At 51.6% G+C, this 11,692-nt stretch carries 8 protein-coding genes; all 8 read right to left on the bottom strand.

From position 1 onward, the window contains the following. Positions 1-10: 10 nt before the first annotated feature. Complete coding sequence (locus MKY12_RS07310; protein WP_339313301.1) at positions 11-1,075, bottom strand: sensor histidine kinase; 1,065 nt, start codon at positions 1,073-1,075, stop codon at positions 11-13. Continuing rightward, positions 1,076-2,155 carry a cell wall-active antibiotics response protein LiaF gene (gene liaF / locus MKY12_RS07305; protein ID WP_339313300.1) on the bottom strand — a complete coding sequence of 360 codons (1,080 nt, stop codon included), beginning with the start codon at positions 2,153-2,155 and terminating at the stop codon, positions 1,076-1,078. A gap of 236 nt (positions 2,156-2,391) precedes the next feature. Beyond that, a complete protein-coding gene (locus tag MKY12_RS07300) occupies positions 2,392-2,538 on the bottom strand; it encodes a hypothetical protein (protein WP_200869501.1) in 147 nt (48 codons plus the stop codon). A gap of 134 nt (positions 2,539-2,672) precedes the next feature. Next, entirely contained in the window at positions 2,673-3,431 is a 759-nt protein-coding gene (locus MKY12_RS07295; RefSeq protein ID WP_339313299.1) for a 3D domain-containing protein, read from the bottom strand. Positions 3,432-3,545: 114 nt separating this feature from the next. Next, on the bottom strand, positions 3,546-5,483 hold the full coding sequence (thrS, locus tag MKY12_RS07290) for a threonine--tRNA ligase (protein WP_209872960.1): 1,938 nt from the start codon (positions 5,481-5,483) through the stop codon (positions 3,546-3,548). Between the two features lie 455 nt (positions 5,484-5,938). Beyond that, entirely contained in the window at positions 5,939-6,112 is a 174-nt protein-coding gene (locus MKY12_RS07285) for a toxin-antitoxin system HicB family antitoxin (RefSeq protein WP_036722388.1), read from the bottom strand. A gap of 13 nt (positions 6,113-6,125) precedes the next feature. Further along, complete coding sequence (locus MKY12_RS07280) at positions 6,126-6,968, bottom strand: SPFH domain-containing protein (RefSeq protein ID WP_036722389.1); 843 nt, start codon at positions 6,966-6,968, stop codon at positions 6,126-6,128. Between the two features lie 152 nt (positions 6,969-7,120). Continuing rightward, entirely contained in the window at positions 7,121-11,509 is a 4,389-nt protein-coding gene (locus MKY12_RS07275) for a bifunctional 2',3'-cyclic-nucleotide 2'-phosphodiesterase/3'-nucleotidase (RefSeq protein ID WP_339313298.1), read from the bottom strand. Positions 11,510-11,692: the final 183 nt, after the last annotated feature.

The following is an 11,692-nucleotide window of genomic DNA, read 5'->3' as shown; positions in this document are numbered from 1 at the left end:
GCCGAGCCCATCAAGCCTCTTCAGAATCGGCCTCATTCCCGTCAGCAGCGGTCTCCGCGCGGCCTTGGACAAACTTTGGAATATGTACGCGGATCGTCGTTCCCGCTCCCCTGCGGCTGATAATCTCGACCTGACCGCCGAGCTTCTCGGCACGCTCACGCATAGTCGTGAGCCCGTAGGAGCCTTGCTTGTGCTGCACATGCTCGAAGCCCTGACCGTCATCGCTGATGCTCAGCACCACCTGGCGCGGCACCTCCCGCAGGGACAGACTGACCACTCGTGCACCGGCATGCTTCACGATATTCGCCATTGATTCCTGAATAATCAGGAACAGCTGATGCTCAATCGCTTCGGACAGCTCACCCTGAAGCTCGAGCTCCTTCACCCCTTTGAGCCCGTTCTGGCGGCAGTAATCCGGGAACCACTTCTCCAGTGCCTCGAACAGATTGCGCCCCTCCAGCTCCACCGGACGCAGCTGTGCGATCAGCGCCCTCATCTGCTTCTGCGCCATCTGGGACATGCTGATCAGCTGATCCATCACCGTCTGCCCGTGCTCTGCGCTGCGTTCAAGCACTTTAGGCAGCGAAGAGGCGGACATGTGAATAGCGAACAGCTGCTGGCTCACCGTATCATGCAGATCCCGGGCCATACGCCTGCGCTCTTCCAGTACCGCACTCTCTGCTGCCTTTTCCTTCTCAATAACTTCCTGTTCTCCGAGCTGCTGAAGCCGCTTCATCTTCTTCTCGACCGTATCCATCATGATGTTGAACTCATGGTAGACACGTGCGAAAGACTGGTCCTCGCTCTCCGGCATCCGCACCGACATATTGCCCTTAGCCACCTGCAGCATATTCAGATCCAGATGATCGATCCGCCGCTGAATCCGCTGACCGGCGATGTAGCCGATGATAACTGTGAACAGTACAATGCCCAGACACAGGTAGATCCACATCCGGGTATCCACCACCTGAATATAGCCCAGGCATGTCCCCGCATACATCAGCCCCGCGCTCACCCCGCCGCTAAGCAGGAAATACACCAGCAGCATCCACTTGGTATTACTGAAGATCCCCATTTAACCCACCGTTTTAACTTTAACGTCACCGATGAAGCAGCTAACGTTGATACGGACCTTTTTGCCCGATTCCTTGTAATACGGCGTCTTGCACTGCACATTGCTCATGAACCCGCTGCGCGACTGCTCAAGCACCTGCATATCACCGATGAACGAGCTGCCGGTCACAGCCACACCCAGATCCATATCGTCCGGAATGTATACCTTAATGTCGCCGACAAAAGCAGAGATATTAATCTTGGTCTCGCCGTAAGGAATCTGCGCATTGGTCAGATCCAGCACCGTATCCCCGATGAACTGCGAAATGTTGGTCCGCTTCAGTTGAAAATGCTCCTTGCCCATATGCACATCGCCGATAAAAGCTGAACGGTTCGTCGCATCCTTATCATTCCCGGAATCCTGGAACTCCTCATGCCATTCGCCATGACGGCGGGCATGCCGTTCCTGACGCTCCTGACGTCTGCGCTCATGGCGCTCCTGCTTCTCCTGCCAGCGGGTATCTGCCGAGGCATGCAGCGGGTTACCGTCTGCGTCTTCCTCATTCTTATGCAGATAATCATTCCAGTTCCGTTCCTCGCTGCCAGCCAGCTTGCCGAATTTCTGCTCGAACTGCTGATCGAGCGTAGATTCGAGCGGAGCGGGCGGCGCTGTATCCAGCGGACTCTTACCGGGTCCAGGCGGGTAGTAGCCGGACGGTGAAGGCGGTGCCGGAGGTATTGGCGGAGTACCCGGCCGCGGTCTGAAGATGACGGATAATCCGCCGCCGATCAGCATGACCGGAATCAGCATTTTGAAGAAGTCGCTTGCCGAATAGTAGAACCAGTCTAAATTCCGTCCCAGGAAAAATACACCGATCGCCAGATATATAAATCCGCCGAGTGTTGCAGAGAATCTTGAACGCTCCTCATCCGGGGCCAAAAACCGTTGTACGCCCATCACGATCAGAATAACCGGCCAATAGGTGGAGATCAGTGAACCCAGACTGAAATCCGTATAGCCCATCTGCCGGAGCAGGAACATTCCTCCAAGACCGATGAGGAGCAGGCCTCCGAGTACCTGGCTGGTGAACCTTCGTTTCATAATGTCATCCTCCTTGTCGTAAATACAACTCTTCCTTTTGAACACTTATAGCCTTAGTCTACAGGAAGAATGCGGCGGAGAACAGCGGCGTAAGAAGGAACCGCATCTCAGTCTCCAGACCGAGACAACTGGAATAATAAGTTAAATTATAAACACATAAAAAAGCTGCCCTCCAGCCCGTAATCCGGACATGGGAGGACAGCTTGTTGCTTCAGGAGCTTACCGGGAACCCAGCATTACTGCTGCGGTTTCTGAGCCGGCTTGGTCATAGAAGAGCTGCTTTGCTTAGTTGCACCGTCATTTTCAACAGCGAACTCTGCATTGTATTTTTCATTTGGTGTTTTGAAGTTTTCTTGTACCTTTGGTTTCTTGGAATTAGCCACGAGAATCACCTCCCTATTGTATCGGAAGAAGCAAGTATTTGCCCCAGTCGATATTATGGGAAGCAGCCCGCTGTATTATGCATGCTCACGTGAAAATAAATTCAAACTCCCGGATTGTCCAGCGAAAGCATCCGTTAAATAGCTTCTTCCAGCAAATATTGCGGAACTGCATTATAAGTCTGTATGGCATGGCCAAGGCTCTTCAGCATACTTTCCGTGCATTTGCCGTCGCCGCGTTTGATCACTTGAACCACGACCGACTTCTTGCCCCATTCCTTGTAGACCTGCTTGGTGGTGCTGAAGTAGAGATCGATCTTGCGCCCTTTGATTGCCGATCCGGTATCGGCCACAATTCCATATCCATAACCCGGTATATATAAAATACTTCCCAGCGGCAGCACCTTCGGGTCCGCTGCAATCGTGGATACTGCATTCTTGTCCCGCCGTACCTTCACTCCTGAATACGTAATCCCGTACTCCGGATGCTTAGCGGTCTTGCCGGTGGATTCGTATCCGGCTGTATAGCCGGTCGCCATTACTTTCAGCGAGGTGATAATCTGCTCTGGAGCCGGAGCGGCTACCGGTACCGAGCCGGGTGCTTTGACAGCATTCTTAGGCTTAGCTGCCTGTACCTCTGGCTTAGCAGCTTTGTCTGCAGCATCCGGCTGTACGGCTCTTGAAGAGCCTCCAAGACGGGATGCTGAGCCTGCCTGCTGACGATCAACGGGTGACTGCTTCTGTATGCTGCTTCCATGCTGCCCTGCAGTGTCCTCCATCCCTCTCGCCTGGGCTGACTTGCGCGCGTAATCCGGGAAGATCCCGGCAGCGGTCAGCATAAGGACGATCGTGACGAAAAGACACCAAAACCTCTGGTATAAGCCCATTTTGTTCATTAGTTAAACCCTCCCCATAGTACGAGGGTTTCCCGATTCACAAAACTTTATACATGACACCGCGCCATAGCGGTCTCACGAGGCTTATAACAGAGGTTCAGTAATCAGACTGAATTAAATTACACGTCCGGCAATTTCCTGTGCAAGTGAATCAATCGCTTCCTGCAGAGGTTGGGCACCGATATCCCCTTCACCGCGTTTACGGATTGCTACGCTGCCCGCATTCATCTCGTTCTCGCCGACCACGAACATGTACGGCAGCTTCTCAAGCTGAGCTTCACGGATCTTGTAGCCCATCTTCTCATTGCGTAAATCCACTTCCGCACGGATGCCGCTGCGCAGCAGCTTCGCCTCCACTTCCTTCGCATAGTCGTCGAAGGCTGACGATACCGGAATAATCTTCACCTGCTGCGGAGACAGCCAGAGCGGCAGTGAACCGGCAAAGTTCTCCAGCAGGAAGGCTACGAACCGTTCCATCGTTCCCAGAATCCCGCGGTGCAGGACAACCGGGCGGTGCTTCTGGCCGTCGTCGCCTACATATTCCAGCTCAAAGCGTTCCGGCAGCAGGAAGTCAATCTGTACGGTCGAGAGTGTCTCTTCTTTGCCGAGTACAGTCTTAATCTGCACATCGAGCTTCGGACCATAGAAGGCTGCTTCGCCTTCGGCTTCGTAGAACGGCAGGCCGGCTTCTTCGACTACCTCACGCAGCATACGCTGTGCAGTCTCCCACATCTCGTCGTTGGCATAATATTTCTCAGTATCCTTAGGATCACGATAGGACAGGCGGAACCGGTAATCTTCAATCCCGAAGTCGCTGTATACCTGCTTAATCAATTCCAGCACGCGGATGAACTCGCCCTTGATCTGGTCCAGACGGCAGAAGATATGCGAGTCATTCAGCGTCATGGAACGCACGCGGTGCAGACCAGTCAAGGCTCCTGACATTTCATAACGGTGCTGAATCCCAAGCTCGGCAATACGGATCGGCAGATCGCGGTAGCTGTGCATCGAGCTCTTGTAGATCATCATATGATGCGGGCAGTTCATCGGGCGCAGCACGAACTCTTCGTTATCGATAGTCATCTTAGGGAACATATCTTCCTGATAGTGCTCCCAGTGCCCGGAAGTCTTGTACAGCTCTACGTTCCCCAGTACAGGAGTATAGACATGCTGGTATCCGAGGCTTGCTTCCAGATCTACAATATAACGCTCCAGAATACTGCGCAGCTTCGCGCCCTTAGGCAGCCAGATCGGCAGGCCTTGTCCAACTAACTGGTTGAAGGTGAAAATCTCCAGCTCCTTGCCCAGCTTCCGGTGGTCGCGCTTCTTAGCTTCCTCCAGCAGGCGCAGATGCTCATCCAGCTGTGCCTTCTTGATCCAGGCTGTGCCGTAGACACGCTGCAGCATCTTATTCTTGCTGTCCCCGCGCCAGTAAGCCCCGGCCACATTCATCAGCTTGAATACCTTGATCTTGGCCGTTGACGGCAAATGCGGGCCACGGCAGAGGTCGAAGAATTCGCCCTGCTCATAGATCGTAATGACACTGTCTTCCGGCAGAGCTTCAATCAGCTCCAGCTTGTAAGGATCACCCAGCTCGCCGAAGCGCTCCAGTGCTTCCCCCCGGCTGACCTCATGCCGGACAATCGGCAGATTCTCCGAGACGATGCGGTCCATTTCCTTCTCAATCTTCAGCAGATCCTCGGGATTGAGCGGATGCTCCAGGTCCATATCATAATAGAAGCCGTCTTCGATCACAGGACCTACTCCAAGCTTCACTTCCTTGGTGCCGAACAGGCGTCTTACCGCCTGCGCCATCAGGTGAGCTGTACTGTGGCGCATCACTTCAAGACCTTCCGGCGAATCAAGGGTTACGATCTCTACCAGATCGCCTTCCTGCAGCGGTGTTGACAGGTCTACGACAATCCCGTTGAGCTTGCCTGCTGCGGCGTTCTTGCGCAGTCCGCTGCTGATAGAGGCGGCTACATCATCAATGCTGCTGCCGTCTGCGTATTCCCGGACCGATCCGTCCGGAAGCTTAATATTTACTGACATGATTACTTCCTCCTAAGGTTTGTTGGGCTATACTTCCTTGAACTCTTCACACAAAAAACACCCGTCCCGCAAAGGGACGAGTGATTGCACCCGTGATTCCACCCAAATTCGATCTATTCTTACAGCTGCCGCTTATGCTGCACTGCAGAATATAATCCTTCGTTAGCATGGGGATAACGGCCATGAACCGGCGGTTCTTACTATCCGATAAGGTTCCGGAGTACGGAAGCCGACAGGAGTTCATAACCGCAGCTACAAAGGGGTAAACCAATACCGGTACCGGAGGAAGTTGCAGCCTGAGGCTTCCTCTCTCTGAAACGGTCCAAAGCAAGTGGTTCATATCTTCGTCAACGCTGATAACATGAATTAAGGCAATTATAAATCTCAGCTTATCTTCCGTCAAGCGCAAAACGGCTGTCCGTCTTCAGGCCAGAAGGGCCGCCGCCCCGGGCAGATTATTCTTCTTCCCGGCGTTTTTTAACCGGCAAGCGGCCTGCACGCTTCAAAGACTCACGCAGCAAATATTCGATATGTCCGTTTACGCTGCGAAACTCTTCTCCCGCCCAGCGTTCCAGCGCTTCGTGCAGCTCGGGATCGATCCGCAGCGGAAAGCTTTTTTTGGCCGCCATAATATTACCGCCTTTAGTACAACGAGCCGGCATTGATTACCGGGCTCGCGCCGCGCTCAGACACAATCGCGACCATCAGGTTATTGATCATTGCTGCCTTGCGCTCTTCATCCAGTTCAACTACACCGCTCTCCTTAAGCTGACGGATCGCCATATCGACCATGCTGACAGCCCCCTCCACAATGATCTGGCGGGCGGACAGAATGGCCGAAGCCTGCTGGCGCTGCAGCATCGTGCTGGCAATCTCGGTAGAGTAAGCCAAGTGGGTCAGCCTGGCTTCAATGACCTCTACACCTGAAAGGGACAAGCGTTCCTGCAGCTCTACGGCAAGCTCTTTGGCAATTTCATCAGCATTGGCCCGCAGGGACATGCCGGTCTCATTGAAGTTATCGTAAGGGTATTTACTCGCCACATGACGCAGTGCTGTCTCACTCTGAATTTCCACAAATGCCATATATTTATCTACATCGAACAGCGCTTTGGCGGAATTAATGACCTTGAACACAATCACCGCAGCAATCTCAATCGGATTACCTTCCACATCATTGACCTTCAGCTTCACGCTGTTGAAGTTGCGGACCCGGAGAGATACCGTCTTACGGATGCTGAACGGAATGACCGCGAAGAGTCCGCTTGCTGCAATAGTGCCCACATATTGGCCGAAAAAAGTCACTACCACCGACTTGTTAGGCTGAACCACGGATATACTGGTGCTCAAAATGAACGCCGCTACGAACAGGATAACAGGCAATGCCACATATTCCTGAACCGCACCATAAATCCCGCCGCCGATACAAATGGCAATAAGAGCAATGACCCAAAAACCGCTGACCGGATGCAAAATTTTCTCTTTCATAAAGCCGCCTCCATTAGATATGTATTTGATATGATTATGATATCACTTTTGGATACAATTGTAAACTGCGAAAAAAGCCCGTGCTATTTTCAGCACGGGCCTTCTCTCTGGTTGATTATCATTTCATGATCACATGATGATGAAACTTTAACTTATGAAGCTTTGTTCTCCAGCATACGGAAGATAATGACCGCAGCCTGAGCACGGTTAGCCATACTCTTCGGTGCGAACTGCTTGGCATCCACTCCGTTGACGATACCAATCTGAGTCAGCTGTGCCACTGCCTGCTGGGCGTAAGGGGCAATCTTGGCCTTATCCGTGAATTTGTTCAACGTTGCAGCGTCTACCGGCTGCAGCTGACCTTTCAGGGCATTCGCGATCATAATCGCCATTTCCTCACGGGTAATCTCACGTCCCGGCTCGAATTTACCGTTGCCGGAGCCTTTTACAAGACCTGCATTGACAGCCGCAGCAATTGTATCGGAGTACCAGACTCCCGGCTTCACATCGCTGAATTTCGCAGGTGAAGCCGAATTGCTCAAATCAAGTGAACGAACCAGCATGGTTACGAATTCAGCGCGGGTCACACTTTTGGTAGGCGCAAAGTTCGTGCTGTCCATCCCTTTGATAATGCCTTTGGCTGCCAGTGCATTAATGGCATCTGCGGCCCAGGCTACCTTGCCCAGATCCTTGAAGGCTACAACAGGAGTTGCTGTAGGTGCCGGTGTAGCCACAGGAGCTGGTGTAGCAGAAGCTGCCGGCGTAGCCGATGGCGCAGCTGTCGGCTTAGGCGTTGCTGTTACAACCGGTCCAGGGTTATATCCAGTACCAGGATTAGAGCTAGGACTTGGAGTAGCTGTTCCAGGGTCTTTCTCCACATTAGTGATCCGGCCTTCAATGGCAGCAGTGATCGCACCGCCGTTGAATGTTTTGACGATATATTCATAGAATACATTCAGGTCAATCGGTCCGGCCAGCGAGGCGCTCGCCTCAGTCAATACCTTGTAATTATCGCCGCCCGCAGCCATGAAATTATTGACTACAGCCGTGTAGCTCTTCGACATTTCAATAGGTGTTCCGTCTGTCTTGGTCAGGTTAGCCACACGCTCTGCAACCGGCAGATACATGTTGGCTGTATATTTCAGACCTGAGATTTGCAGGGTCTTCGTGTCTGCGGTGCCGTCAGCCTTAACCGCCCATTGCTGCAGCAGCAGAGTCTTGATCTGCTGGCCAGTCAGCGTCAGCTTCACAAGTGTGTTGCCGAATGGCTGAATCTTCGCCAGATCTCCGAACGCTACATTACCTTTCGGAAGATCCGCACGGATACCGCCCGGGTTCATGAAGGCGAAATCAGCAGGAACCGTAGAACCGTCTTCGAAATCAGCGCTGCGCATCGCATCTGCAATCAGATTACCCAATGCTGATTCCTTAGTGTAGGCATCGGTACGGGTTATTGTACCGTCAGTAGTTCCTACGGGCTGAGTCAGCTCAGGGTGAAGATTCAGATAGTAGTCTACCAATGCCTTAGTTTCGGCATCCGGTGTGATTTTACTCTGAACCGTGTTCGTTACAGTAGCTGTTTTACTCTTCACTGTACCTGTAGCTCCGTCAATCACCAGCTTGATGTCTTCAAAAGCCGTTCCGTAAGAGTAAGCCTGAACGATCAGCTTACCGTTCACCGTATCATTGGCATAGCCATGATTGTCTCCGGCTACGATCACATCAACCGGGGAATTGGCAGGAAGCGCATTAGCCAGATCTACAGCTTCACCGGTGGATACATTCTTTTTGGTAACCGGATCAACCTTGGTTGTTGCCGGATCATGGGCAAGCACCACGATCGTCTTGACGCCTTGAGCATTCAGCTCGGCCGCATATTTCTCAATCGCCGCGACCTCTTCCTCGGCACTCAGGAATTTCACACCAGCTGTACCGGCTGGCGATACTTTGCTTGGCGTTGCTTTGGTCACAACTCCGATGAAGCCGATTTTCACGCCGCCAACTTCTTTTACAACATAAGGGGTGATAATAGGTTTGCCGGTGGTGCTGTCTACTGCGTTGGCATTGATATAATCGAAATCTGCGCCATTATGGTCGACCTTCTCGTTCTTAGGGTCCTTGCCGCCATAGATTTGAGCCTTCATCGCCTCAACACCTTGGTCAAACTCATGGTTCCCCAGGGTGCCGACGTCGAACTTCATGAGGTTCATCCATTCCATCGTAGGCTTGTCCCGTTCCAGCGAAGATACCGGAGCGGATGCGCCCACAGAGTCGCCGTTGTGGAACAGCAGCGAATGCTCATATTTGGCACGGGCTTCCTTCAAATAAGCAGCAAGTGTAGCCGCTGTGCCTACAGCTTCACCATTCACCACCGAGGTAGTGTCCAGTTGGCCGTGGAAGTCATTGATGCCCAGTAGGTGAACTTCAACATCTCCCGTTGGGGTTGGAGGAGCTTTTTTCAAGTCAAGGTTGTAGATTTCAAAGCCTCTGACATCTGTAGCACCCGTAGCTTTAATGTTAGCAGGAGCGACTGCTTCTGCTTTAGGTGAAGACGGGAACGTTACAGTGACATTCCCTTCGATAGGAGAAATCGACCAGTTGTTGTCTGCGGTTGGATCAACTGTTCCCGCTTCCTTGATGTAATCCATCAGCACCTGGCGGTTCTCCATTTGGGAATCAATAATCATTTTCGCTTCTTTGACACCTGGGAAGTTACCCCCGCCGCTTGCACGGTAGTTGTTGGTAACGACCACGAATTCCTGATCCAGGTCCAGCGGCTCGCCACCATAAGTGATGGAGGTTACCCGGCTGGAGGATTTATCGTTGATGCTTCCATCGGGCTTGTACTTGGCATTGCGGGTGACATCAAGCGTATATTGGATGCCGTCAATCACATCGAAATTGTACACAGCAAATGCTGAATTTAACAGAGATTGCGGTGTAGAGATGGACGGCTTGATGCGGTTGAACGCTCCTGCACTCATCTCTACCCATTCTTTGACGGTCGAACCTTTCACTACAATCGCCTTAAGCGTATTGTCATATAGATACAGATCGCTTGCACTGGCTATTGTAAGGTCGCCCTTCTTGATATCTGTATACTCTTCAGGGCCGTTGCGTCCAGCCTTGAACGGTGCGCCGACGCTCAGGATCGGCAGGTTTCTGTAGCCGGCCAGATTCTCGTTCGTATGAATTAAGTTAGATACATACTGCTGCTGGGCATAGGTTACGATCTGGACTGTCGGATCATCCTGTACCATAGCAAAATAGCTGTTCATCGGCGCAGAAGTTACACCAAGCGGCTGATTCACGTAATCAATCGTAGCTTGATGTGCCGCTCCGGCAAGATCATCGATAGCGGTGTCAACGGCAGCGCCAGCAATAGAGCGCGTAGAAGCCTTGGAAGCTGCTTTGTCTACTGCCCATTTGCCGCTGCTGTTCTGGGCGATTTTCAGATCGATAAGGCCCAGGTAACCTCCGCCATAGCCCGCTTGTACTGCCGGAGTGCCATTAATATGGCCGTTGAGGTTGTCTACCTTGGCTACATCATTATTGTAAGGGAGCTTGGTGGATGGATCTTTGAAGGAAGCATCCAGCTTGCTGTCATCCCCGTTCGTCGGGAATACCTTGTGGGTATGCGAGAAGGTAATGGCATCGATGCCAGGGACCTTGCTCAGCAGGTTAATGACATTCTCTGCTCCGGTTCCTTCTGCGGCAGCAGCGTCGAACCCGGAATGAGTCATGGCGACGATAACGTCCGCACCAGCCGTCTTCATTTCAGGAACAAACTTCTTCGCCGTTTCCACAATATCTTTGGCAATAACCTTTTTCTCCAGGTTCACCTTGTCCCACTCCATGATCTGCGGAGTAACCAGACCCAGGAGGCCGACTTTAATGGTAACGGTGTTGCCGTTGCTGTCCTTTACCTCTTTATCGATGATTTTATAAGGTTCAAATGTATTATCATTATCGGACACATTATAAATATTTGCATTCACATAAGGGAACTTCGCTCCCGTAGACTCCTTATAAGTTGCGCTGCTTACATTGCCTTTAACTGTCCGGTCCAGATAATCCAAACCATAATTGAATTCATGATTGCCGAAGGTTGCTGCATCATAACCCATGAGGTTCATCGCTGCGATGATCGGATGAATCTGGTCTTCGCTAGTCCTGAAATCAGACACTTGGGCCATATACGTTCCCAGCGGTGTTCCTTGAATTAAATCGCCATTATCCAGCAAAAGGTTGTATTTCCCCTCTGCGTCATTGCGTGCAGCCTTTACTAAGGTTGAAGTACGGTCCAGACCTACAGTCGCGGAGGCGGCACCCTTGAAATAGTCCCATCCATATACGTTCGTATGAACATCAGTCGTGCTCATCAAGCGTAAATTAATGGTTCCCGGATTAATCACCGGAGAAGCCTCCGCCTTTCCTGCCGCCAGCACAGGAACATTGAATACTCCGCCCAGCATCTGTGCTGCCAGAACTGTGGTAGCCAATAAAGAAGCTATCGGCTTGTTCCATCTTCTCTCTCCCATAAATCTAATTTCCTCCCTGTAATTGCTATATTATTCTACCACTGTCCGAAAAATTGTATCATAGCCTTCCCTATGAATCTATCAAATTCCATCAACTCTTATAAATTGTTGTGTAAAATCTCACATTAATTCATCGTTTATTGTAAAAAATAACGATAGAAAACCCACAATCCGGTGAACAAA

Source organism: Paenibacillus sp. FSL M7-0896 (genome assembly GCF_037975415.1).
GTDB classification, from domain to species: domain Bacteria; phylum Bacillota; class Bacilli; order Paenibacillales; family Paenibacillaceae; genus Paenibacillus_AQ; species Paenibacillus_AQ silagei.
Note: the sequence above shows the minus strand (reverse complement) of the source record. Positions and strands in the feature narration are given on the sequence as shown.

Bases quoted from the DNA above. Each gene is read 5' to 3' on its own strand.
- MKY12_RS07280 (WP_036722389.1), bottom strand. From the start codon at position 6,968: ATGAAAGAGAAAATTTTGCATCCGGTCAGCGGTTTTTGGGTCATTGCT.
- MKY12_RS07310 (WP_339313301.1), bottom strand. From the start codon at position 1,075: ATGGGGATCTTCAGTAATACCAAGTGGATGCTGCTGGTGTATTTCCTG.
- MKY12_RS07285 (WP_036722388.1), bottom strand. From the start codon at position 6,112: ATGGCGGCCAAAAAAAGCTTTCCGCTGCGGATCGATCCCGAGCTGCAC.
- liaF (WP_339313300.1), bottom strand. From the start codon at position 2,155: ATGAAACGAAGGTTCACCAGCCAGGTACTCGGAGGCCTGCTCCTCATC.
- MKY12_RS07295 (WP_339313299.1), bottom strand. From the start codon at position 3,431: ATGAACAAAATGGGCTTATACCAGAGGTTTTGGTGTCTTTTCGTCACG.
- thrS (WP_209872960.1), bottom strand. From the start codon at position 5,483: ATGTCAGTAAATATTAAGCTTCCGGACGGATCGGTCCGGGAATACGCA.
- MKY12_RS07275 (WP_339313298.1), bottom strand. From the start codon at position 11,509: ATGGGAGAGAGAAGATGGAACAAGCCGATAGCTTCTTTATTGGCTACC.